The 22,942-nt window shown below is 37.9% G+C and carries 24 protein-coding genes, 1 tRNA gene and 3 pseudogenes; 7 read left to right on the forward strand and 21 right to left on the reverse strand.

Features of this window, described 5'->3' with window-relative positions; translation table 11 throughout:
* Nucleotides 1–71: 71 nt before the first annotated feature.
* The 5 genes from ruvB to ACSSVW_RS04775 all read right to left on the reverse strand — a co-directional run bounded on the left by ruvB (nt 72) and on the right by ACSSVW_RS04775 (nt 5,567).
* Nucleotides 72–1,076 carry a Holliday junction branch migration DNA helicase RuvB gene (gene ruvB / locus ACSSVW_RS04755; RefSeq protein ID WP_036967767.1) on the reverse strand — a complete coding sequence of 335 codons (1,005 nt, stop codon included), beginning with the start codon at nt 1,074–1,076 and terminating at the stop codon, nt 72–74.
* Nucleotides 1,077–1,083: 7 nt separating this feature from the next.
* Nucleotides 1,084–1,704: a Holliday junction branch migration protein RuvA gene (gene ruvA / locus ACSSVW_RS04760; protein ID WP_036967766.1), complete on the reverse strand. Its 621-nt coding sequence runs from the start codon at nt 1,702–1,704 to the stop codon at nt 1,084–1,086.
* Nucleotide 1,705: 1 nt separating this feature from the next.
* Nucleotides 1,706–2,230, reverse strand: coding sequence for a crossover junction endodeoxyribonuclease RuvC (gene ruvC, locus ACSSVW_RS04765; RefSeq protein ID WP_036967765.1), 525 nt, complete (start codon nt 2,228–2,230; stop codon nt 1,706–1,708).
* A gap of 126 nt (nt 2,231–2,356) precedes the next feature.
* Nucleotides 2,357–4,858, reverse strand: a complete 2,502-nt coding sequence (locus ACSSVW_RS04770) for an ABC transporter permease (protein WP_454178945.1) — start codon at nt 4,856–4,858, stop codon at nt 2,357–2,359.
* Nucleotides 4,848–5,567: an ABC transporter ATP-binding protein gene (locus ACSSVW_RS04775; protein WP_036967761.1), complete on the reverse strand. Its 720-nt coding sequence runs from the start codon at nt 5,565–5,567 to the stop codon at nt 4,848–4,850. The genes ACSSVW_RS04770 and ACSSVW_RS04775 overlap by 11 nt, the downstream gene beginning before the upstream one ends.
* On the opposite strand from ACSSVW_RS04775, the gene ACSSVW_RS04780 reads away from it, so the two are divergent.
* The 3 genes from ACSSVW_RS04780 (at nt 5,568) to ACSSVW_RS04790 (ending at nt 6,890) form a co-directional block, all read left to right on the forward strand.
* Entirely contained in the window at nt 5,568–6,185 is a 618-nt protein-coding gene (locus ACSSVW_RS04780; RefSeq protein WP_065978522.1) for an arylesterase, read from the forward strand. It abuts the gene before it with no gap.
* Nucleotides 6,186–6,288: 103 nt separating this feature from the next.
* A tRNA-Pro gene (locus ACSSVW_RS04785) sits at nt 6,289–6,365 on the forward strand.
* A 246-nt stretch (nt 6,366–6,611) separates the two neighbouring features.
* Nucleotides 6,612–6,890, forward strand: coding sequence for a hypothetical protein (locus tag ACSSVW_RS04790; protein ID WP_454178946.1), 279 nt, complete (start codon nt 6,612–6,614; stop codon nt 6,888–6,890).
* 147 nt (nt 6,891–7,037) lie between these two features.
* On the opposite strand, the gene ACSSVW_RS04795 is transcribed toward ACSSVW_RS04790, so the two are convergent.
* The 12 genes and pseudogenes from ACSSVW_RS04795 to ACSSVW_RS04850 all read right to left on the reverse strand — a co-directional run bounded on the left by ACSSVW_RS04795 (nt 7,038) and on the right by ACSSVW_RS04850 (nt 16,351).
* Nucleotides 7,038–7,961 carry a replication initiation protein gene (locus ACSSVW_RS04795; protein ID WP_454178947.1) on the reverse strand — a complete coding sequence of 308 codons (924 nt, stop codon included), beginning with the start codon at nt 7,959–7,961 and terminating at the stop codon, nt 7,038–7,040.
* Nucleotides 7,962–8,797: 836 nt separating this feature from the next.
* Nucleotides 8,798–8,959: pseudogene (locus ACSSVW_RS04800) on the reverse strand (glycoside hydrolase family protein); the annotation flags it as partial.
* 168 nt (nt 8,960–9,127) lie between these two features.
* Nucleotides 9,128–9,928 (reverse strand): hypothetical protein, encoded by an 801-nt coding sequence (locus ACSSVW_RS04805; protein ID WP_454178948.1) that lies wholly within the window; start codon nt 9,926–9,928, stop codon nt 9,128–9,130.
* A 74-nt stretch (nt 9,929–10,002) separates the two neighbouring features.
* Entirely contained in the window at nt 10,003–10,941 is a 939-nt protein-coding gene (locus tag ACSSVW_RS04810) for a hypothetical protein (RefSeq protein ID WP_454178949.1), read from the reverse strand.
* 48 nt (nt 10,942–10,989) lie between these two features.
* A complete protein-coding gene (locus ACSSVW_RS04815) occupies nt 10,990–11,259 on the reverse strand; it encodes a S24 family peptidase (RefSeq protein ID WP_454178950.1) in 270 nt (89 codons plus the stop codon).
* Nucleotides 11,260–11,312: 53 nt separating this feature from the next.
* On the reverse strand, nt 11,313–12,056 hold the full coding sequence (locus ACSSVW_RS04820) for a hypothetical protein (protein ID WP_454178951.1): 744 nt from the start codon (nt 12,054–12,056) through the stop codon (nt 11,313–11,315).
* 21 nt (nt 12,057–12,077) lie between these two features.
* Nucleotides 12,078–12,239: a hypothetical protein gene (locus tag ACSSVW_RS04825; protein ID WP_454178952.1), complete on the reverse strand. Its 162-nt coding sequence runs from the start codon at nt 12,237–12,239 to the stop codon at nt 12,078–12,080.
* Nucleotides 12,240–12,277: 38 nt separating this feature from the next.
* Nucleotides 12,278–12,721 carry a hypothetical protein gene (locus tag ACSSVW_RS04830; protein WP_454178953.1) on the reverse strand — a complete coding sequence of 148 codons (444 nt, stop codon included), beginning with the start codon at nt 12,719–12,721 and terminating at the stop codon, nt 12,278–12,280.
* A pseudogene (locus ACSSVW_RS04835) lies at nt 12,711–13,122 on the reverse strand (LexA family protein). The gene ACSSVW_RS04830 and the pseudogene ACSSVW_RS04835 overlap by 11 nt, the downstream one beginning before the upstream one ends.
* Before the next feature lie 118 nt (nt 13,123–13,240).
* The gene (locus ACSSVW_RS04840) at nt 13,241–14,206 is read right to left on the reverse strand and encodes a hypothetical protein (RefSeq protein WP_454178954.1); all 966 of its coding nucleotides are present in this window, start codon (nt 14,204–14,206) and stop codon (nt 13,241–13,243) included.
* 172 nt (nt 14,207–14,378) lie between these two features.
* A pseudogene (gene tnpA / locus ACSSVW_RS04845) lies at nt 14,379–14,633 on the reverse strand (IS200/IS605 family transposase); the annotation flags it as partial.
* Nucleotides 14,634–15,019: 386 nt separating this feature from the next.
* Complete coding sequence (locus ACSSVW_RS04850) at nt 15,020–16,351, reverse strand: ABC1 kinase family protein (RefSeq protein ID WP_454178955.1); 1,332 nt, start codon at nt 16,349–16,351, stop codon at nt 15,020–15,022.
* A gap of 280 nt (nt 16,352–16,631) precedes the next feature.
* On the opposite strand from ACSSVW_RS04850, the gene ACSSVW_RS04855 reads away from it, so the two are divergent.
* Nucleotides 16,632–17,930 (forward strand): diguanylate cyclase domain-containing protein, encoded by a 1,299-nt coding sequence (locus tag ACSSVW_RS04855; RefSeq protein WP_454178956.1) that lies wholly within the window; start codon nt 16,632–16,634, stop codon nt 17,928–17,930.
* 87 nt (nt 17,931–18,017) lie between these two features.
* The gene (locus ACSSVW_RS04860) at nt 18,018–18,911 is read left to right on the forward strand and encodes a TIGR01777 family oxidoreductase (RefSeq protein ID WP_036967749.1); all 894 of its coding nucleotides are present in this window, start codon (nt 18,018–18,020) and stop codon (nt 18,909–18,911) included.
* 110 nt (nt 18,912–19,021) lie between these two features.
* Here ACSSVW_RS04860 and ACSSVW_RS04865 read toward each other — a convergent pair whose 3' ends face one another.
* Complete coding sequence (locus ACSSVW_RS04865; protein WP_036967747.1) at nt 19,022–19,981, reverse strand: LysR family transcriptional regulator; 960 nt, start codon at nt 19,979–19,981, stop codon at nt 19,022–19,024.
* A gap of 108 nt (nt 19,982–20,089) precedes the next feature.
* On the opposite strand from ACSSVW_RS04865, the gene ACSSVW_RS04870 reads away from it, so the two are divergent.
* Complete coding sequence (locus ACSSVW_RS04870; RefSeq protein ID WP_065978525.1) at nt 20,090–21,034, forward strand: sodium-dependent bicarbonate transport family permease; 945 nt, start codon at nt 20,090–20,092, stop codon at nt 21,032–21,034.
* An 85-nt stretch (nt 21,035–21,119) separates the two neighbouring features.
* Nucleotides 21,120–21,539 carry a hypothetical protein gene (locus ACSSVW_RS04875; RefSeq protein WP_065978526.1) on the forward strand — a complete coding sequence of 140 codons (420 nt, stop codon included), beginning with the start codon at nt 21,120–21,122 and terminating at the stop codon, nt 21,537–21,539.
* An 11-nt stretch (nt 21,540–21,550) separates the two neighbouring features.
* On the opposite strand, the gene ACSSVW_RS04880 is transcribed toward ACSSVW_RS04875, so the two are convergent.
* The 3 genes from ACSSVW_RS04880 to ACSSVW_RS04890 all read right to left on the reverse strand — a co-directional run bounded on the left by ACSSVW_RS04880 (nt 21,551) and on the right by ACSSVW_RS04890 (nt 22,894).
* On the reverse strand, nt 21,551–21,931 hold the full coding sequence (locus ACSSVW_RS04880) for a hypothetical protein (protein ID WP_074989319.1): 381 nt from the start codon (nt 21,929–21,931) through the stop codon (nt 21,551–21,553).
* A 125-nt stretch (nt 21,932–22,056) separates the two neighbouring features.
* Nucleotides 22,057–22,629 (reverse strand): hypothetical protein, encoded by a 573-nt coding sequence (locus ACSSVW_RS04885; protein WP_196857261.1) that lies wholly within the window; start codon nt 22,627–22,629, stop codon nt 22,057–22,059.
* An 85-nt stretch (nt 22,630–22,714) separates the two neighbouring features.
* Nucleotides 22,715–22,894: a hypothetical protein gene (locus ACSSVW_RS04890; protein WP_036967738.1), complete on the reverse strand. Its 180-nt coding sequence runs from the start codon at nt 22,892–22,894 to the stop codon at nt 22,715–22,717.
* Nucleotides 22,895–22,942 lie beyond the last annotated feature (48 nt).

Genomic DNA, 22,942 nt, shown 5'->3' on the forward strand with positions numbered 1-22,942 from the left:
ACCTTCTAGTATCTACTTTCTTTCTAATATCTAACGTCTAAAAACTAAAAACCCCGCTAAGCGGGGTTTTGTTATTTATCTGGGGTAAGACCAAAATGAAGGTAGGCAATATCAGAAACGAGTCGCCCTCTGGGCGTGCGTTGAATAAATCCTTGTTGAATTAAAAATGGCTCAATGACATCTTCAATAGTCTCTTTTTCTTCGCCAATGGCAGCCGCTAAATTATCGAGACCCACGGGGCCACCCATAAACTTTTCAATGATGGCAAGAAGGTATTTTCGGTCCATGTAATCAAAACCGCTTTTATCAACATCGATCATATCAAGTGCTTGTTCAGCGACTTCGGCATTTACTTTACCGTCTGATTTAACTTGCGTGTAATCTCGTACTCGGCGCAAAAGTCTGTTTGCTATTCGTGGTGTACCGCGTGAGCGTTTAGCAATTTCAACGGCGCCTTCGTCACACATGATTAAATCTAAATATCGAGCAGAGCGGGCAACAATTTTTGATAAATCTTCAACCGAATAAAACTCTAAGCGTTGCACAATGCCAAAACGATCTCGTAATGGCGATGTTAACGAGCCAGCACGCGTTGTAGCCCCTATTAATGTAAAAGGCGGTAAATCGAGCTTAATTGATCGTGCCGCAGGACCTTCACCAATCATAATATCGAGCTGATAATCTTCCATTGCGGGGTAAAGTATTTCTTCTACTTGCGGACTTAAGCGGTGAATTTCATCAATAAACAGTACATCGCCTTCTTCAAGGTTAGTTAATAGCGCGGCTAAGTCGCCCGCTTTTTCAAGAACCGGCCCTGAAGTCGTTTTAATGTTTACATTAAGCTCATTCGCTACAATATTAGCCAGTGTTGTTTTACCCAAACCCGGCGGACCAAAAATGAGTAAATGGTCTAACGCCTCACCACGATGACGAGCGGCTTCAATAAAAATTTCCATTTGTTGCTTAACATGCGGCTGGCCTGTGTAGTCGTTTAATAGTTTTGGACGTATTGCACGATCGACACTGTCTTCATTACTTTGTTCACTCGCATCAATTAAGCGATCTGCTTCAATCATGGTGTACTCACAACATTGACTTTAGAGCTTCTTTAATAAGAACCTCTGTTGTCATACCTGGTTTATTTACAGCTTTTACCGCTTTTTGCGCTTGCGGTAGTTTATAGCCTAAAGATTCAAGTGCCGATACAGCATCATCCGCAGCATTATTCGCTACTAGCGTATCATTACTTGCAGGCTCAATAATGGCATTATCGCTAAATGGTGTGAATAAGTCATTACCCCAATTTTTTAGCCTGTCTTTCATTTCAAGTACCAAGCGCTCTGCAGTCTTTTTGCCCACCCCAGGAAGTTTAACCAAGGTTGTCGCATCTTCATTGTTAACACAACTAACAAACTGCTGCGCCGACATGCCCGACAAAATAGCAAGGCCAAGTTTAGGGCCTACCCCATTTGCTTTTAACAGCTCTCTAAATAAAGCACGCTCAGTTTTATTATTAAAACCAAATAATAACTGTGCGTCTTCGCGAACAACAAAATGAGTATAAATAACCGCTTGTTCACCCACATTGGGTAAATCATAAAAACAGGTCATTGGCATTTGCACTTCGTAACCGACACCACTTACCTCTATAAGTATTTCTGGTGGCTGCTTTTCAACAAGTAACCCGTTTAATCGACCTATCATATTACTTCCTTAATCGTCCTCTTACGGTTTTGCTCGCGCTGCCCGCAAGTTTAATTAAATTTTGTTCTGAGTGAGCATGGCAAATGGCAATTGCTAACGCATCGGCAGCGTCGGCTTGCGGGGTTCCCGGCAGTTTTAGAATATTTTTAACCATATGCTGTACTTGCGATTTATCGGCACCACCATTCCCCACGACCGCCTGTTTTATTTGTCTGGCTGAGTACTCAAATACGGGTAACTCTGCCATTGACGCACCGACTATGGCGGCCCCACGGGCTTGACCAAGTTTAAGTGCTGAGTCAGGATTATGCGCCATGAACACTTTTTCAATGGCAAAGTTATCAGGCGAAAACTGTTCAATTAATTGGCTAACACCTTGATAAATCATTTTTAAGCGTATAGGAAAGTCGTGATCAGCAAGCTTTATACAGCCACTCCCTAAATAAGTAAATTTAGTACCTTGGTGGGCTATTACCCCATAACCTGTTAATCGTGAACCAGGATCAATCCCTAAAATAATCGCCAACTAACTGACCCATCTATAAAATCATCATCTGCATTTAATAATGCCAGAGCACTGTATAAATTACCAGTAACTAATTACAGTTCATAAAAAATGCCCGCAATTGCGAGCATTTTTTAAACATCGTCTTTATCCTAGCGACCGCAGTAAACCTTGAGTATTTTTTCGCATAGTGCGCGCTATCATTAAATACCCTAAACACGCAACAAATAACCCACCTGCTGCAGGGCCTATTAACCAAATATGTGGATGCAACTTACCTGCTAATTCGAACATTTGTTTTTGTACAATTAACAAAGCAACATCACTGACAACTGCCGCGACTAAACCGGCCGTAAAGCCTAATAATAAAAATTCATACAAGGTCGCGTTTTTAATTAATCGCCCTTTAGCGCCCAGCGTACGCAAAATAACAATTTCTTGCATACGCTCACCTAGGCTGGCTTGCACTTGCGAAATAAGCACTAAAGCACCACACGCAACAACAATCGCGAGTACAAAGCCAATCGCTAACGATACTTGCTCTATTGTTGAGCGTATTTGCTTAATAAAGCTTTCAACATCAATCGCATTCACCGTTGGGTATTGACGTAATAACTCACTAAACTCTCGCTTTTGATCTTTATTTACACGCACCGATGAAATGTACGTCGCAGGGAAACTTTGCAGCACATCGGGGCTCAAAATAATAAAGAAATTCGGTTTTAAGGTGTTCCAATTTACTTTACGTACACTGGTAATTTTGGCATCGAATGACTGAGCGCCAATTAAAAAGGTGAGTGTATCGCCCAACTCTACATCTAAACGCGCTAACATTGACTCTTCTAATGACGCCTCTGCCACTGAGCTCTCGGTAAACCATGTACCGTCAATTAACTCATTTTGCTTGGGTAGCTCAGCGCGCCATGTAAGATTTAACTCGCGGCCAATACCTGAACGTGCTTCTTCATCTTTTTTCTCATTGTCTTCTAATGATACCTCGCGAGCCACCAGCTCACCATTAACGGCATTAACACGACCACGAACAATCGGGTAAAAATCTGATGTAGGCATGTCACGCTCTGCTAAAAACGACGTGATAGGTTCAAGCTCAGCTTCCGTTATATTCACTAAAAATGAGTTTGGCGCATCGGCTGGCAATTGTGACTGCCAATCTGAAATCATGTCGTTTTTAAGTACGATTAAAAACAACAGTAATTTAATAGCAAGCGCAAAGCTTATAAGCTGCACCGCATTTACGTTCGCTCGCTTTTGAATTGAAGCAATCGCTAAAGACCAGCTATTACCAGGACTTAAGCCTAGCTTACGACCCCCACCAAAAATAAGCTTCGATAGACCAAATAGCACCACGATTAAAAACGCTGTTGAGGTAAATAAAATGGCCGTAATTTTAATGTTATTACTGAACAACCACATTAACAAAAACACCGTTAGCGCCGACATTGCAAGGTGAATTTTGCTCACTAATAAACGGTCACCCAAGTTGCGACGAAGTACACGCAATGGGGGAATATCAAATAAATCCAGCAGCGGCTTAATCGAGAACATAACGGCACAAATCACGCCTGTACTGACTGCGATAAGCCAAGGTTTTGCCGATGCGCTTGGCAGCTCTGTGCCCATTGACTGAGCAAGGTAATCACTGGCTATCATTTGTAAAGAATAACCAATAACTAACCCCAAAATGACCGACATTGTGCAAACTAAACTTAAATGTAATAAGTAAATTTTACGGATAGTTGCCCTACTGCCACCAAGAGTTTTCATCATTGCGACTGGGTCATATTGCCTTTCGCAGTAGCGTTTTGCCGATACCGCAATTGCCACTGCCGCTAAAATGATACCTAACAAACCTGCCAGTAATAAAAAGCTCTCCGCTCTATTTAAGCTGTTCGCAATAGGTGATTGCCTGTCTTTAACACCATACCACTGTTGGTTTTCTTTCATTTGGGGTTTAAGCCATGCATAAAAGGTGTCTAAGTCACTTTGCTCACCGGCATACAATTGACGATAAAACACGCGACTCCCCGGCTGGATCACCTGTGTCGCGTCTATGTCACGTTCATTAATTAAAATGCGTTGACTACTGGAAAAAACATTAAAAGGAGCATCGGGTTCTTCGGCAACCACTCGACTTGCTGTAAACGTTGCAGCGCCCAGCTCAACTTGACTACCAACCTGAATATTAAGCGCATAAAACACCGACTCACTAAGCCATACCTCACCTGTTTTTGGCACTTCGTCAGTAACAATAACATCTGAAGTTAAGCGTGTTTTTACTTTAAGTTCGCCTTTTAATGGATAACTATCAGAAACCGCCTTTACTGAGCCAAGTTGCATTTCGTCACCTGCAAATAGCATGGTATCGAAATACGTAATTTTTGCAGTGCGTAAGCTCTGTTCCTGCGCTTTTTGCAAATACTCTGTTGGTAACTGATGATTACTGGCCAACACACGATCCGCAGCGATAAAGGCACTACTTTTTTGCGCAATACTTTGACCAATTCGGTCTGTTACCATAGAAAGCGTTAATACGGTGAGCACAGCCAAAGCAATAGCTGCACTGATCACCGTTAATTCACCCCGTTTAAACTCACGTGAAAACAATTTAAGTGCTAACTTAGCCCACATTCGCTTGCACCTCTTCGCTCTCTTTTACTGTTACTAATTGACCTGCTTCAATGTGTAAAATTTGTTGGCATTTTTCAGCAAGCTGTTCGTCATGGGTTACTAAAATAAGCGTGGTACCGTGTTCTTTATTCAGTTCAAAAAGCAAAGATTCGATCAATCTACCATTTTTGCTATCAAGGTTTGCTGAGGGTTCATCCGCAAACAAAATTTTAGGCGTACCAATGAATGCACGCGCAATTGCAACACGCTGTTGCTCACCACCAGAAAGTTGCGAAGGATAATGCCCCACACGGTGGCTAAGACCCACTTTTTCGAGTAACTCTAGGGCTTGTTGTTTTGCATTTTTACTACCTGCAAGCTCTGCCGGTAGCATCACATTTTCAAGCGCGGTTAAACTTTGCACAAGCATAAAAGACTGAAACACAAACCCCACTTTATCAGCGCGTAATGCCGCGCGGGCTTCTTCATCTAAATCGTGCAATGCAGCGCCGTCTAAATGAATGCTGCCACTGGTTGACTGGTCAAGACCTGCTAATAAACTCAGTAACGTAGACTTACCCGAGCCCGATGTGCCAACAACGGCAACAGAATCGCCCGACTTGACATTAAAGCTGATGTCACTGAGGATGGTTAGGTCACCCTCCACTGTGGTGACTGTTTTAGTAAGTCCATTAACTTGAATAATGTTTAATTGAGAAAGCGCTGACATATGATGCATCCAATCCTACGTTTTATATTCGTTTTACTGTTAGTAATCAAACCACTTACGGCAGCAGCTGACAACACAATTTTAATTTTAGGTGACAGTTTAAGCGCCGCTTACGGCCTCAAACAAGAGCAAGGTTGGGTTAAATTGTTACAAGATAAGTACGATGAAAAAAGCCAACCTGTTAACTTAGTTAATGCAAGCATTAGCGGTGAAACAACTGGCGGAGCACTTAGACGACTCGATACCCTGCTAGCCGAATTTGAACCCACTCATGTACTTATTGAGCTTGGTGGAAATGACGGTTTACGTGGTTTTCCAATCAAACGTTTACACGCTAACTTACGTGATTTAATTAACAAAAGCCAACAAGCAGGTGCCAAAACTGCCGTGATGGAAGTTCAGATTCCACCAAATTATGGCCCCCGCTACACTAAGTTATTTACCGACAGCTTTGAAAGTATTGCCAATGAAACCGACAGCGAGCTTATGCCATTCTTTATGTTAGACATAGCAGGTCGCCCGGAGCTCATGCAAAACGACAATTTACACCCAAACGCTGATGCCCAACCATTAATACGTGATTTCATGTATAAAACGATCAATGATTGGCTAGATTAACACCTAGCCTCTGCCTTTATTGCTTAAAATGAACAATAAACAAGCAATCAGACCACAGGTGTATTGATTTTTATAAAAAAAGACGTACTATTGCCTCAAATGTCGGCATATAGCGCAGCTTGGTAGCGCACTGTCATGGGGTGTCAGGGGTCGCAGGTTCAAATCCTGCTATGCCGACCATTCTTTTCTCACCCTAATCAAGTACATACAAAGATCTGTTGATATATTAGCAAATGCTAATTTGTATTATATTTGTATTACTTATTTTGAAATTTCTCTTTTCTTACACGTAAATCAGATAACTTTTCCTAATGAATACTTAGGACCAAAACAGATTCTTAATATTCCCTACTAAATTTAAGATGTTAGTATCATACGGTATACTAACTTTGTAACTGTTAGAAATTGAATTTTAATGGGGAACGCATGAAAGAAGTGGTCAAAATAGAGATATTGTTTAATGAGATGGCAGAACAAGTTTTTAGCTTTATTAAAAAGTCTGAACAAAGTTTCCCTCAAGGTTGGGTTCCAGCTACCTTTATTAAAGAACAGCTAAATCTTACAAAAAATGCTTATCCACAAGGAAACAAAACTGACAATAAAACAGGATGGCTTTTCTCTACTTTAGCTCGCCACTTACAAGATCGTGGCAAAGTAAAATTTAAGAAAATTGGCTCTAGGTCTTACTATAAATCGAACAAATAGAAATCCGTACTTAAATACAAATGTAATTTTCAAAAATTTGCACTTAATAGCAAAAATGTTCTGAGGAGTTTTTCGTTAATATCTAAATTACTCCTCAATTTGCTGCTATTACCAACACTAAAGGGCTATTACTGTATTCCGCTTCATTTATTTTTTCATTTTCAGTTTTAATTGTTCACGATAAAACTTTTCTTTGGGGCGTATTTGTAGAATCGCTGCATATTTGAAACACTTTTCTAGATCCCTTTTAGTTAAACTAAAATCTTCCTTGTACTCTTTCATCTCCTCTACATATTTTTCAAGCAATTTAAGATTAGTAGAGGCCCAGTCTGAGATCTGTTGAGGTGCAGGTTTTTTAGGATATCTCATGAGCCGCGGCCTAATTGGGATACTGCTTTCAAGGTTTCCTTTTATAAAGAATGAAGCACCAATAACTGTCGTAGATGGCTTAACTCTATGATATACAACTTCAATATCTGTATGACTGTTAATTCTATCAACAGCTGGTTCAAGGAGTTTTTTATTAAAGTCTGACCAATATTTATAGTTTTTTGAGATACCAAGCTTTTCCTTCATCCATTTAAATCTTATTGGTATTTGCACCGATTCATCTTTGGTGAACTGACATTTAAACTGATGTTGTTTCAACCAAGCGTAAACACGTAATGATAAAACTGTATTGAAGTTCGAGATATGTTGGAGCTTAATTCTTGTAAAACCAGACTTGAATTCAAAAACATACTTTTTGATTTCTTCTGAAAACTTTCCTGTAATACAAACACCATGATCCTCTGAAGTTCCATAAACTATTGAATCAAAGATCTTAATTTCTTTCTCTTCTCCATTTTCATTTACTGTTAGATTTTTATTTCTAAGACTATTTGCAGAGTTAAACAAATCACGATGAACGTTCTTATCGGATAAATTCCACTGTTTAGAGAATGTCTTAGGATAAATAACTAACTCATGTGTGTTTGGTTTTCTAGAATCAACAATGCTTAGAGCAAATAAAAATAAACGTAACTCATTAATATTCATTGAGAAAGCTGAACTTAAAAGCTCATTTCTCACTACAATATCTGAACAAAAAGGCATAAATCTAAACGTACCACTTCTAACGCAAGCTTAATCAATTGAAAGGAATGATAAAGAAAAAAGGAAAACACTTACAAATTTACAAGAATCTTCAAAAATTATTCGTTTAGAAAAACCAAGTTACAGCCTAATAGGGAAATTACATATTTTGAATATATTTGGGTTTAAATCTAGCGACAAAAAACATAAATCATTGATTTTATGTACTTAAAGTGAATTACGCACAGGACTTTTCTGTTCGTATCCGTTAAATACTCTTTTTTAAGCCGTTAAATTTTCATACTACTAAGTTAAATCCTCGTGTCTAAATTAAAAATAATTTTTTATCAATAAGTTACTTTAAAGCAATATACATGTTTAAAGATCAATCAACAGAGCAACTATTTTTGCTCTTTTTTCAGGCTTAGGAAACAATAGCTGCTGGTCAAATTTGGAGAGAAATACCGCCCAGCAAAGCAAAAGGATTGCACGGAAACGTTTGAGAAGTTCATATGTTGAAATTATGACTAAAGGAATGGAGATCAGTTACAGCCATAAATATCAGAGGCTGTAAGTTTTAGACCATTTTTATTAAAAACTAAATGCCTATTTACGTATGCACATCTAAATACAATGAATCATCAGGTTTAATAGCTTGCCCGTACCAGAGCCAAATTCATGTTTTGTAATATCTTTTTGTTCTGCCATGGTAATACCCTTAACACTTTTGGTACACATTCTAATTCTTAAGCTCTCGCTTCTGGAATCAACATTTTGTCGGTATATCAACAATTCAAGTATTGAACATGAGAAAAATACGCAATGTGCTCACCTTAGCTCAGATTTATATTGATAACACTCATTAGCGGTTTGTTATGAGTTGCCAAATCATCAGCTAACAAGTTCAAACATTCATCTTCTGTGTACTCTTTGCCAACAACAGCTGTTTCAGTATGACCGTAGCAAGTGGTTGCAATGCCAACAGGGTCAACATAGCCGGTTAACTCTTGACTCTTGGCCCTCGAAAGTAGCGACTGTTACACCTGAAGCCGCAAGAATGCGGGAAAACCCCAGCGCTATAAGTTTTCCTGCTTTCATAGTTTGCTCTCAAATTTTCGGTATAAAAAAACCGCGAGGTGCGGGTTTTTATTCACTTCAAAAAATTATTCATTTGATAGTTTTTGAATATTTTTAGCATATTGAGTTACCTCCCTTAAATCATTATCCGATTGGGAGCCCCCTGCAGTATAAACCCAAAGTTTACTTCTGAGGTTATTTGTTTCTGCTTTTATCTGAGCTAACTTTTCAATCTGTAATTTATAACTATTTGAAAGGTCATCATAAGCACTTTCACATTTCTTTAATTTCTCAGCATATTTTAATGCTTCATTATGAGCCTTAAGATGAAGTTCTTCAGCTTCAAGCTGCTTTTCTTTTATTTCATTTCTTGAGATTTCATAAATACTGGAGCGTTCTTTTTCAGTGGCAATATCACTTAATAATTTTGAATTTTCTTCACGCTCTTTAATTAAACTTTCTTTTGCTTCTTTTTCTTTTATCAGTAGTTCATCATATTTATTTGTTAAGTCATGGGCCCTAGATTTAGTTATAGATAATTCATCTAGTATTTGTAAATGCTCATCGTTGGAAACCATCTCCTTCCAGCCTTTAGAATGAAGCCATTTATTAAACGAATTGCCCGCAAAGCGCTTAAGAAATTCTACACCGTTATTTAACCAAGGAACTATAACGATTAATAGAAGTGTTATTCCAAATGGCTGCCAATAATTCCAGTCAAAAGGAATTTGATTGAGTTTCAGACTAGGCTTTAGTGGCTCATAGAAGAACCAATAAAGTAGCTTCCAGTTCCACGTACAAGAAACCCAAAAATAAGTAAAAATGAATGGACTTGCTAATCTTTCTCTGAATAGGTCCAGAGTACTACTATCATCTTGAACGGTCATTTTACATCCCTTTAAAACTAAAAATCCGCTAAGTCATAAACTAAGCGGATTTCTTCAACATGGAAAATACTATCTCAGGCTTGGGTCGGTTGCAAGTTCGCTTCACTATTTTTTAATTTCCCGAAAAAGGACTTAAGGTGAACATTACAACTCGAAGTAACTTTATTGTAATGTTCATCACTGATAAGCCCTGTCAAACGCATTATAAATAAAGCTCGATTTACATCTACTGCAAAAACCCTAATATCAAAATCTTTACCTGAATTAGTATGCGTTTTAATAACGACTCCTATATTGAATAAATTTTGAACTATACGTTGTATTTGTTGTTCCAGTTCTAAATCTTTGAGTGAGGTATCTAACTCTAATAAAGTATCCAAATCAATTACAGGGAAACCCTCACTAAAAATAAAGTTGTCAGATTTCAAGTTAGCATTTTTAAGTTCGTTGTAAGAATTCTCAGGGAAAGTATACCTGTAAAGCCTTTCTGTATTAATTATTATACTATCACTCTCAACTTCTATTGAAAGCCTAAACATTTGTTTACTTAATAATAATAAGCTATTCAGTTTGCTTTCAAACCTTTTAATATGTTCATGGTAAAGAGAAAAATTTTCCTTTTTTATGTATAGAGATAACTGACTTTCAAGCCTGCTTGATTGCTGTTGCGCTAATTTTAGTTGTTCAAAAGCTAAACTTTGCTGAGCACTTGATAATCTAAGCTGCTCAGAAAACTGTAAGCTTCTAGCGTATAACCCCAGCAGTGTCGTTATCGTTACCATTAATACAAAAATTTTAATTGGAAAAGCAAAAACCTTCTCTATGTTTACCCAATTAGATAACCTCATCACATCATAGTTGATTTGATTACCAACCAATGCAAACTGAGCAGTCAACACAATCAACGGTAAAATCCAAGTTAACGAGAATGACATTGCAAACCTATTTTCCCACTTTTTTACCTCTTTTTCCTGAAAGCTTTTGTGCTCACTAACTAAAACCCTGTTTTCCATAATTCAATCCCTATTGAACAATATCCTTTACGTTGACCCGATGCATTCTCACGGAACTAATAACAACCCTTTCAAAAGGGACTCATCATGCTTGGTAACTTTTACAGCTGGGTATTCATAGCTTGCTGATAAAAGAAAGTTGTTCTTAAGGTCGGCAATCTTACAAACGAACGCACCATTATAGGCAACAACAATTACATCGCCTCGCTTAACATCAACGCTGCGGTCAATTATAAGCAGGTCACCCTCAAAAATTCCAACACCTTCCATAGAACGGCCGCTGGCTATTCCATTAAAAGTTGCAACTTTGTTTTTCAATTAAGCCTGATACAGCATAAGGCAAATCATCAAACTTTGTGACTTTGTTGCAATTATTTTCCATTTACACCTTCTTTATAAATTGAATAAGTAATTGGATCACCGACCTTCATCAACAAGAAACCGTCATATTTTGTCACTGATTTTAACTTGTAGTAAATTGCTTCAGCTGTTTCATGTAATTGCCTTTCAGCCATTAGCAAACGGTTAATTTCCCAAATTAAATTTATGTTATTATCAATTAAACTATTAGCAAACAGTCCTGCAGCCGACATCAACTCAAACTTCAGGTGCTCAAGTCTACCTTGTAACTGGGTTAATTTATCATTTGTAACTTTTATAGGCTCTGCAACCGCAGTTCTCATAAAGTTCAGTTGGTCATCATAAAATATATATTCCTCATTGATACCAAACCTTGAAAATGCATCTATGCCTTCTACTGAGTATTTGCTTACATCGGGCTCGTTGTTCTTTGCAATTTCTAGCTGATAAGCAGCAGTTACTTGTAGTGTTCTGTATTCGTGTAAACAAAAATATAACCGATTAAGTGAACTTAATAAATTTTCAGCATTATTGTGCTCATTTTGTCTAACCCAGTTATCTGCAGTTAACCAGGCAGCAATTAGCAACAGATTTGTAGTGTAAGCAATTAAGATAGTAAAAATAGCAATTGTAACATCACTAAAACTTCCCCATGACCCGCTTTTAACACAAAAACCATAAAACAAAAATAAAGCTAAAAATAAAACCAAATAACTAATGGTTACTCTTATAAACCATGCTCTAAACCTTTCCATTAAACTGCACCTTCAATTTTCTCAGCCAAAGCTCTTAAGCTTATATGCAATCGTAGCTTTAGTGTCATTCTTAGTGAAATAAGCCTCTAAGTGTTCATTGTCGATATCTAGAGCCAATGTGAAGTTACAGTCATCGCCAAAGCCTACTGGCTTTACGTTTATATTGACGAGCCTTTTCTGCATGCTAATTTCCCTATCAGTTGAGTTTGCGCAATTACTATTCAAAAAAAGTTAAAGTTTTTGTACTTCTCCCTTTCTGTTTTTACAAAATCTTCTAATTTCCATCGATCATACGTTATTTTTGATATTAGAGCTTCAAAAAACTCTTGGTAACAAGTATTTAGCGCATCAGGGTCACTTTCTTTAATGTACATATAGGCAGATTGAAGCTTGACAATTTTAGAAGATTTTAACTGCATAAATACTTTATAATAGAAATCCTCAAAAGCATTTTTTTGATATACATCAAGCGCTTTCAAGATAAAACCTTCATGATTGATACTGCTCACAAGGCCTTTAACCGCATGGCTGTACTTTATTGAAATTTCGGACAGTAAATATTCTAAATCTAATTCTTCAATTAGCTTATCTAACAATGGTATTTTGAAGTACTCAATGTAAAGTAATTTATCTAATGAGAACAAGAAGTCTTCTTTATTTGACACTAAGAAACTCCAAACAAGGCTTATGAAGTCTTATACTCCTTGTTACCACACCTTCTAAACAAAAATCATCCTCTGGAGAGACATACACCGGTTTAAATTCATCAGAAGCAGATAACAGCAATCGATTGTCTTTATCTATGATTTTGCACACAAAGCACCCATTGTAACTTGCAACAACAATATCACCTGTACTGGCATCAAACAGCTCTATCAACTAAAAGTAAATCGCCATCATATATACCTACTCCCTGCATAGACTGGCCCGAAGCCATACCAATAAAGGTAGCATCGGGGTGCTTAATTAAGAACTGATCAAGCGATAGCCCTAGTTCTTTGTATTGAGCTGCTGGAGATTCGAAGCCTGTAATACCAGCTTCTATATAAATTGGGATAACTAACATAAACAACAAAACAAACACTGTATAGTGAAGATTTTTACAATGTGAAAGTATTATCTAGGTAGGATTAAACATAACCCTACTTAGAAAAGTAGGGTTATGTCATAGATGACTTGTCAAACTACTGAAATTTGTATGCGAAAGTGATGCCCCATGACGCTTTAAATTGTTCTTCTGTTAAAGCTGAACTATCAATAGCAGTTTCACCTACATCTTGCCCCTCTTTATAGACACCTTTAAGAACATCGAATTGTGTCATTACAACACCCAAGTTTAGAATAAAGTTATCTGCAAAAACTAAACTTGGTCCAGCAAGCACTAGGATTGATTCTTGAGATACTCCCAATCCTGCTGAGATTGCAAGTTCAAAATTTGAATTTTTAATGTCATAAACAGGATAGCTAAATAGTGCTGTTGCAGCATAGTTCCAGTCAGGCTCACTACCTTGTTTTTGGATAATATATGAGTCACTGCCTGACTCTGGAGTGAAATATCTGTCATCTTTACTTGCTATGAACGTAAAGCCTGCGTGTACATACCAATCTTGGATATCTGATTTATATTCGTAAACAGATAAAGCCTTCCCCTCTTTTTTTATAGTAAAAGTATAATCACTACCAAAATTCAATATGTAACTATTATCTTTCGACTGTGTACTAAGGAGATCCTTTTTCATTTCATTAACACAATTTGAAAAAGTCGGGTCGCCAAGTTTCTCTTCAATCTCTTCTACAACTTTCTTTATATCAGACTCTGTTACTGCACTACTTAATTTCGACTGAAGAGCATCATAAGGTTGGCAGTTACTTTTTTTGCCTGCTTGGCCATCGATCATTGATTTAGTTCCTTTAACGCTTGTTATAGCAGGAAATCCAGCCCTTTCCGACTCAACTATAGTCCTTACTATGTTGTACTTATCTTTATCATTTGGAACAATATTAAGAAGCTCAATGTTAATTGTCATATCTTTATTAAACTTCAATGTCTTTTCTTCATACTGAGAAGTGTCAACTATTACGTTTTCATTTGCCAAGCTACTAATTGGCAAAACCATAATTAAGGAGAAAAATATGTGTTTGTTATTCATGCTATAAATCCTTTTACGTATGTTAATTAATTATTAACATTAGCAGTTTTTTTAGAGCTGTAAAGTATCTAAATCATCCCTTAGAATTTTTTAATGAAGTAAAAGATCCACCTTCTAAAGAAGGTGGCTTTGCATTAGCCCCCTAGAAGAGGGCGTTGTTTACTGGAGTGTTAACTGCGCCTGCTCTTGCACCTATTAATTTCGAGACTGATAACTTCGGCGGTATCTTTACTACCAAATGAACATGGTCAACCTGCACATTTCACTCGACTACTTTGCACCCTAACTGCTCACAATAAACTTGTATGCACCTGTAAACATCTCTGCCTACTTTGTTCTTCAATATTCTGAACCTATACTTTGGTGTCCAGACTATATGATATCGACATCGCCAATACACATGCGTTGCTTTCTCGTATCTACTCATGTTTTTTCCTTATATGACTTCGCTAAAAATCAAGTAAGGAATTAACATGAGTATTTTTTCAGGCAAAGCCTAAATGATGATAACCACCTACTGAAGTAGGTGGTTTAGGGCCGAAAATAAAAAAATAAGATATTTTTTCTAATGTATTTTTCTTAAATTACTTTCACCAAGTCTAAATTTAGCATTTGTAATAAGCACTCTAATTGCTTGATTTTGCTAAACTATAAAAATGATAAAAAGTACATTCTTGACTGTATAAAACAACAGCAAAAATATTTAAATGTATATTTATTTCAATAACTTAATTTAGAAATAAATCATGGGGTGTCAGGGGTCACAGGTTCAAATCCTGCTATGCCGACCATTTTCCTCCCCCATCACTACCCCTAATCTATCTTTTTATCCAGTTGCAGTTTAAACTCAGTGAATATTTGGTTCACATCTACTTTTGCGCCTAACTTTGCAGCGATTAAAAACAACCCAGCTAACTTCCTGTGTACGAATAGTGCGTCAACTGGTGGTGCATGCCAGTATTGCGATGCAGTGCTCATTTCAAGACCGAGTTCTTTGATGCGTTTTGGTAAATCGCTTTTAGCGAAATCGTACTCGCCTTGACAGCTAAGTGGCTCACACGCGAGTAGAAAAATATCGACAACGTTATCAATGTATTCTTGCGCTAGTTCTTGCCCAAAATACCCGATACGCTTGGCTGCTGCTGCAACTTCTGCCCTGTCATTTTTGGCGGCTGCTGATAATAATTGCAAATAACCATTGCTTATATGTTGAGGTAATTCACGTGTTGCGCCAAAGTCTAATAACACTAAACGCTGCTGCTCCATTTGATACTGATAGTTGGCAAAGTTAGGGTCTGTTTGTATCAGCTTAAAGGTAAATAGCTCATTTAAAAACAAACGCAGTAACTGTTCTACCGCTTTGTTTCTTAACGCTTGCTGTGCATCTACAAGTGCCTCTATCTCTTGCCCTTCAACAAAATGCATGACTAGTATCTGCTTTGAGCTGAGCTCATCAACCACTTTTGGAATAACGTAGTTTTCATCATCGGCTAAGCAAGCGCGATAACGTGTTAGGTATCGTGCTTCAAGTTCGTAGTCTGCTTCATTTATCAATTGCTGCTTAGCTTCATCAATAAGGGGTTGCAGGTCCACATTTTTTGGGAGCAGGCCACTTATTTTGAGTAGATAAGCAAGGTTATCAACATCACTGGCAATCCCTTTTGCAATGCCTGGGTATTGAACTTTCACCGCCAGTTTTTTCCCCATTTCAGTGTAGGAAATATGCACTTGCCCTATCGACGCAGCAGCGAACGGCCGTAATTCAAAGTGCGATAAGTGCTCTAGCCACGCATCCCCCCAGTGGTTGCGCATTACCTGTACGAGCTGTTTGTGTGGCATAGGTGTCGCCTCAGCACGTAATCGAGCGAGAATTGCCGACAATTCGGGCGTAAGTAACTCACCACTGTCCATCGACAACAGTTGGCCCAATTTCATCGCGGCACCACGTAAATGGGCAAGCTGCTCGGTAAGACGCTGAATATTCTTAGGCTGTAATAATAGTTCTTGACGAGAGGTTTCCTTGCCAGCGACCCATGCTTTTGCGCTTGAAAACAGCATATTTCCCGCCACTTTCGAGACTAAAGCACCAAGGCTTGCAGCCCTTGAAAACCTTGATGTAGGCACTGCACTTTGTTTAATAGTCATAGCGTGTCACGTATTTTATGTATCATGTTTTAAATACGTAAGTAAAAGAACTTTAGATCCCCTTTGTATTGAGCTTTAACAATGTATGTAATTTTAAACGCGACACAATACACGCTATAAAAATCAATTAACTTGTAGTGAAGATAAAAAGTGATTTCGTCATTTATCACTCAAACTACGTCATTTTAAGCCACTAAATTGAGGCGAAAATTGGAAAATTTCTAAGTATCGACAATACTTTATTATTATAAATCACTCATTTCTCAGCTCTGGCCTCTCAATGTCTCTTAGAACACAATTAATATTATTATTGAGCACTTTGTTTATTGTCGTTTTGATAAACACTTTTATTGTCTTTATTCTCGACAGAGAAGGCCGTTTAAAATTTGATGTACTTAATCATACTCATGAGATTATTGATCAATCTGAACGACTCTATAACCATATTATTAATGCTGAAACGGGCCAAAGAGGTTATCTTTTAACAGAGAACCTCAATTATCTTGATCCCTACTACCGTGGTTTAGAAAAAACGAAAGAACAATTCCTAATACTCAATAAGCTGACTCTGAATGACAAAAAACAGCAACAAAACCTTGCACAACTTGATGCACTGATTGAGAAAAAATTCGCCGAACTGAATTTAACGATTAATTTAATAAAACAAAATACGCCTCATGCAGCCGAAGAGGCAAAAAGCATTGTTTACACCAACGAAGGTAAAGCGTTAATGGAGCAAATTGAGGCGTTAATAAAACAATTTCAAAATGTTGAGCGTACGAGGTTGGCTGAGCGAAACGCAGATTTTCAGAAGCATCGATTACTTATTACGCAAGTCGTATCTGTGCAAATTCCGTTATTTATTTTCCTATCCATTTTTTGTGCTTTTTACATTAACAATAAGCTGTTTAAACCGCTAAAGAGATTACTTAAAAATACCGAAAAGCTAGAAAAAGGCGAAATACCTGATCGTATTGAAAAATGTGACACCAATGAAATTGGCTATTTACTTCGACGTTTTCATCGTATGAGCAACATTATTTACAGGCGCACCAACAAATTAAGTTTTTTGGTAAGTCATGACCACCTTACAGGTGTGTTGAACCGAACAGAGCTTGACCGTCAATTAAAATTCGCCATTAGTGCAAGCTCAAAGAACAATAAGATGGCTGTTATATTTATCGATATTAATCAGTTTAAACAATTAAACGATCAATACGGTCATGTCGTTGGTGATAAAGTGCTTGTTGAAGCTGCAAAAAGAATAACTGGCGCTGTGCGTGCTGATGATGATGTATATCGTTATGGCGGTGATGAATTTATTATTGTGGCTCACCACCTCAGAAAACTAAGTTATATTGATGCGATGATCAAGCACTTGCTCGATAAGTTCAACAGCCCCTTTGAGGTTGAGCAGCATAACTTAAAAGTCACTTTAAGTATTGGTATTGCTGTCTCACCCGATCACACAACTGACCATACACAATTATTAAAATTTGCTGATCAGGCAATGTACGAAGCCAAGCAAAGCCAGTTACACACATATAAAATTTTTCAAGGAATTGAGGGAGATAACTGAACTTATTCAATACTTATTACGTACAAATTTGCAAAAAGCTCAGTCGCTATGTATAAAAAACATACACTCATTTAATTAAGGTGCCCTATGCATATTTTATTAACAGGTGGAACAGGCCTCATTGGAAAGCATTTGTGCCCATTTCTTTTAAACCATCATAAAGTCACAGTACTGAGCCGAAATCCTATTCAAGCCAATGTATTACTGACTCATCAAGTGCATGCTGTAAAGTCGTTGGATGAGGTTGATTTTGAAGATATAGATGCAGTGATAAATTTGGCTGGCGAGCCTATTGTTAACAAACGTTGGAGCGAGTCACAAAAACGCCGTTTGCTCGACAGTCGAATAAACCTAACATTGCAAATATCTAAAGCGATTAGCCGGTGTGAAACGCCTCCTCATACCTTTATTTCTGGTAGCGCCATTGGTTTTTATGGTCGTCAAGGCGACAAACATATAGATGAGGAATTTAATGATATATACCCAGAATTCAGCCATGTTCTCTGTCGAGATTGGGAGCATGCAGCCACCAAAGCGCAATCAAGCAAAACCCGTGTTTGCTTGCTGAGAACGGGTGTTGTTCTTGCCAAACAAGGTGGCGCACTGAGTAAAATGTTACCTGCATTCAAGTTTGGTTTTGGTGGGCCTTTAGGGCATGGTCACCAAGGTATGTCTTGGATCCATATTGACGATATGATTCAGCTGATATTATTTGTACTGACCCACGACGACTTGCATGGGCCAATTAATGCCACAGCTCCAAACCCAGTTGACAATAATGAGTTTAGCCAAACATTAGGGACGGTACTTTCGCGCCCCGCCATGCTCAGAATGCCTAGTTGGTTACTTAAGCTGATGATGGGTGAAATGTCAGACTTACTTATCCATGGTCAGTTCGTCATGCCGAATAAATTACTCGCGCACAACTATCGCTTTCATTACCCTGAGCTAAAACCAGCGCTGGAAAGTTTAAAACTGTAAAACATTGATAAGTAAAATTAAATTTTTATAAACCTTTACTGTATGCTGTTATGCAGTAAAGGTTTCCAACTATCATGGCAAACCAGTGACGTACCAAAATATACATGTAGCTACGTCTTCATGGTTAAACTGTGGTTTAGCGTATGAAGCTCATTTGTAACCCATTCTTTGTCTAAGCACTGTTCTAAATTAAGTTCTGCAAATCTTAAAAAATTACGTGCAGCATGAGATAAATGCCGATCTGTCCGAACAACAAAATACCAATGACTTGCCAGCTGAACATCAACAACATTAAGCATACAAAAGCTTTTATCGTGTGCTGGCAAAACATGACGAGACACAACACCTAATCCCATTCCAGAACCGACGGCAACCCTAATAGCCTCATTACTTGCCATTTGCACGGTGTCACTAAGTACAAAGCCACGGCTTTGTAACTCACTTTCGAATAACATGCGTGTCGCCGAACCAGGCTCACGCAATAAAAAGCGCTCAGTCATTAAATCATGCAGTGTTACGTGTGAAGATTTAGCCAGTGGGTGATTCATCGGCGCGATAAACACTAAGGGATTTTGTAAAAAACGCCCTGCTTTCGCGTGCTCAAGCGACGGTGGATGACTAAATACATAAATATCATCTTCACCTCTTTCAAACCGAGCCAATACTTCGGCCCTGTTTCCTATTTCTAACGGAAGCTCTACATGCGGGTGTAAATTACTGTATGGCCCTAATAGTTTTGGCAGGATGTATTGCGCTGTATTTACAATCGCTATTTTGCAACGTCCCCGCTCACCGCCTCTCAATTCAACCAAATAATCTTGATAATCGTCAAAATGACCAAACACTTGCTGACAAGTTTGAAATAAAGCAAACCCCGCTTCGGTAATATGAATACGCTGCTGGTTAACCACAATGAGAGGCTCGTTTACAGTTTCTTGCAGTCGCTTTATTTGCTGCGATACTGTTGGCTGCGTTAAATGTAATTGCCTTGCCGTTTCACTAATTGAACGTGTTTTAACTACACACATAAACACTTCTAATAGCCGAAAAGAAATATGTCGTAAGTCCACAACCCCACCTCATAGATAAAAACCTATATGATGGTAGCATTCATTTAATTATTTACTATGTGTTTTTTTATTTAGAATAGCGGCGCTTTTAACTAAGAGGAGAAAAAAGTGCCTGATATTGTTGTCATGTTTTTTGTTTTAGGGTTAGCCGCAGGTTTATTACGATCTGATCTAAAAATTCCGCAAGCAACTTATGAAACTCTCAGCCTATTGTTAATGCTAACAATTGGTTTAAAAGGTGGCATGGTGCTACACGGAAATATACATTGGCAATTATTACCTGAAATGGGATCGGTATTGTTACTCGGAGCGTGTATCCCTCTTCTACTTTACCCCGTGCTCAAACGCTTGCTTAATTTATCGGTCGCAAACAGTGCAAGTATTGCAGCACATTATGGCTCGGTGAGTGCAGGTACATTTGCTGTTGCTTTGGCGTACGCCGAATCAAATTCACTTGTGGTAGGTGCCGAAGTAACCCTGTATCTCGTCATGCTTGAGCTGCCGGCCATTATTGTTGGCTTATTGCTTTATCGCCGACTAGGTAATAAAGCCTCTGCAGGTAACCTATCGCTTAAGGCGCTGTGGCATGAAACCTTAACAAACAAAAGTGTTATTCTGCTTGTGGGTGGCGTTATTATCGGCATGATGTATGGTACACAACAAGGCAGCCAAGTTACGAGCTTACTAACCAATAGCTTTAAAGTTGTATTAGCCTTATTTTTACTTGAAATGGGTCTTATGGCAGCACAAACATTACGCCCTATTCCATGGCATCATTGGCGCTTAGCGTTGTTTGCACTTATTACACCCAACTTATTAGGTGCGATTGGTGTTGGAGTTGGCACCGCATTGCAGCTTGAGCTTGGCTCAATCGTAATTTTAGGAAGCTTAGTTGCTAGCGCATCTTACATTGCAGCACCTGCAGCGATTAAAGCAGCAATCCCCGATGCAGATATTGGCTTAGCCATGTTAAGCTCGCTTGGGATAACCTTTCCGTTTAATGTATTAGTCGGTATAGGTTTGTATCATCATATGGCATTACTAATCTCATAAAAAAGTGAATTTAAACATCACTTTATGAATGCGATTTGGACTAAAGTCGTTTAATATAAAGAAAAAATGTGCAAGGACTTGCTATATGTTTGATCAATCTCTCAGCACAGAGCAACAGCATGTGAGTAACATTTTTAAGCGCTTATGTGCTGAATACAATGTGCAAAATAATGCAGAACTTGAGCACCATTTATCATTACAAAGCGGATTTAGTGAGCACTGTATTTTCAGTGCCACCATCCCTTATTCATTAATTGATAAAACGAGTAAAGCAACACACGTGAGTTTTGACTATTTACTTAATGGTCAAAATCAACACACGGTGCAATTAAGTAATGACCAATTAAAAGCGATTAAGAACGGCATTATCAAAAGTATCAAAAAAATGTCTATGGCTGGCTTAATTAAGGGTGAAAATCACAATCAAGAAACACTGGGTGAGCTGGCAGAAATTCATGTAGAACAGATTGAAAACGAGTTAAAAATACAAAGCCAAGTTAAATAACTTGGCTTTTTTTAATTCTTGCCTTTGTACAACTCATTATAGATATCGGCAATATTATTTTGTTTATCATAGTAGCGCTGCAATTCGCCCAGCGATAAATCTTTTAACGCATCATCAGTAAAATCTATTGGTTCGGCAAATTTAAAGTTGGCTACATTTGGCGACTCGCCTAGTAAAGCCGCAATTTCACTTTTTAAAGCTTCGGCTTTATTAAATAATTTGAGCGCTTTATTTATATCGGTTTCATTTTCAGCCTGAATGGTACACCAAACGACTTCAACCGATTTGCTTCTTATTTGATCTTCAAATATGTTTTTACGCGCAATTAGCCATGTACTTGCTATAAGCAAGATAGCTAAAACGGCAATTGCACTGTAAATTAGTTCAAGCATCACGTTCCCTCGGTAAACTAAATGTTACTATACACCCAAACTTGGTTCGTAATACATCAGGAAAAAGCATTATAAATGATAGTACGAGGCTGATATATAAGAAATATCTGATTCGCGCCCAATCTCTAGTGTGGCCAACTTGGACTCACCAAAAATTTTAACTTCGTTTTAAGCAAACTGGGGAAAAGCATCACCACAGCTAAAGCAATACTAATGTAAAGGACGACAAAACTGTAAATGTAATGAATATAGGCGTGCTCGGCTTGGATAAACAGTACGACAAGTTTGAACCATAAGATGATGTGAGCTAATGCGAGTAGTAAAGTTAATTTCATTATACAAAAAAATAATTCACCAAATACATAACTAAACGTTGTATGTAATTTATACAAAACAATCATACTTAAAACATTTATCGCCGCTAACGCGAGGTAAATATTTTGAGCAAACTCCCCACTGCCACCATCAGATATGAAAAGTAAAACCTTTTCCATAAGGAGTGAAGTAATTAAGTATTTTGATGAGACTACCGCAATTGAGAGGAAATCGCTAAAATGCTCTTTATGTTTATAAGCTCGGTAAAAAGAATTTATTAGAGCTACTGTATAACAAAGCGCAATGATCACTTGAATTGAAAAAACTTCGTGCACTGCTGTAGCCACAAGTAATTCATTGTATAAATCAACTAGATATTGCATGACACATCCTATTAAAGATGCGCACAATCATAATCCTATAGATAGAAAAAAACCAGCATTTGAGCTGGCTTTCTCTTATAAGTGCTTAGTTTTCTTTCTTTTTTGGTACTAATATAACGATTCCACCCGAACCTTGTAAGTTTTCTTTTTTTGGTGGAACCAAAATAACGATACCACCAGAACCCTGTAGCTTTGTAGTATCAAAACTTGTTGCTGGTGCTGCGTCGAATGCTAAAGTAGATAGTAATAGGGCTGATAAAGTCATTTTTTTGTTCCTTCATTGTTAAAGATGCTGTTTCTTAGCAAGTACTGC

This window comes from Pseudoalteromonas sp. MBR-15 (genome assembly GCF_053628915.1).

Coding starts and splice junctions, on each gene's coding strand:
- ruvB (WP_036967767.1), bottom strand. CDS start 1,076: ATGATTGAAGCAGATCGCTTAATTGATGCGAGTGAACAAAGTAATGAA.
- ACSSVW_RS04820 (WP_454178951.1), bottom strand. CDS start 12,056: ATGGAAAGGTTTAGAGCATGGTTTATAAGAGTAACCATTAGTTATTTG.
- ACSSVW_RS04880 (WP_074989319.1), bottom strand. CDS start 21,931: ATGCTTGAACTAATTTACAGTGCAATTGCCGTTTTAGCTATCTTGCTT.
- ACSSVW_RS04850 (WP_454178955.1), bottom strand. CDS start 16,351: ATGACTATTAAACAAAGTGCAGTGCCTACATCAAGGTTTTCAAGGGCT.
- ACSSVW_RS04790 (WP_454178946.1), top strand. CDS start 6,612: ATGAAAGAAGTGGTCAAAATAGAGATATTGTTTAATGAGATGGCAGAA.
- ACSSVW_RS04875 (WP_065978526.1), top strand. CDS start 21,120: ATGTTTGATCAATCTCTCAGCACAGAGCAACAGCATGTGAGTAACATT.
- ACSSVW_RS04840 (WP_454178954.1), bottom strand. CDS start 14,206: ATGAATAACAAACACATATTTTTCTCCTTAATTATGGTTTTGCCAATT.
- ACSSVW_RS04775 (WP_036967761.1), bottom strand. CDS start 5,567: ATGTCAGCGCTTTCTCAATTAAACATTATTCAAGTTAATGGACTTACT.
- ACSSVW_RS04860 (WP_036967749.1), top strand. CDS start 18,018: ATGCATATTTTATTAACAGGTGGAACAGGCCTCATTGGAAAGCATTTG.
- ACSSVW_RS04825 (WP_454178952.1), bottom strand. CDS start 12,239: ATGCAGAAAAGGCTCGTCAATATAAACGTAAAGCCAGTAGGCTTTGGC.
- ruvA (WP_036967766.1), bottom strand. CDS start 1,704: ATGATAGGTCGATTAAACGGGTTACTTGTTGAAAAGCAGCCACCAGAA.
- ACSSVW_RS04855 (WP_454178956.1), top strand. CDS start 16,632: ATGTCTCTTAGAACACAATTAATATTATTATTGAGCACTTTGTTTATT.
- ACSSVW_RS04770 (WP_454178945.1), bottom strand. CDS start 4,858: ATGTGGGCTAAGTTAGCACTTAAATTGTTTTCACGTGAGTTTAAACGG.
- ACSSVW_RS04890 (WP_036967738.1), bottom strand. CDS start 22,894: ATGACTTTATCAGCCCTATTACTATCTACTTTAGCATTCGACGCAGCA.
- ACSSVW_RS04805 (WP_454178948.1), bottom strand. CDS start 9,928: ATGACCGTTCAAGATGATAGTAGTACTCTGGACCTATTCAGAGAAAGA.
- ACSSVW_RS04780 (WP_065978522.1), top strand. CDS start 5,568: ATGATGCATCCAATCCTACGTTTTATATTCGTTTTACTGTTAGTAATC.
- ACSSVW_RS04810 (WP_454178949.1), bottom strand. CDS start 10,941: ATGGAAAACAGGGTTTTAGTTAGTGAGCACAAAAGCTTTCAGGAAAAA.
- ACSSVW_RS04885 (WP_196857261.1), bottom strand. CDS start 22,629: ATGCAATATCTAGTTGATTTATACAATGAATTACTTGTGGCTACAGCA.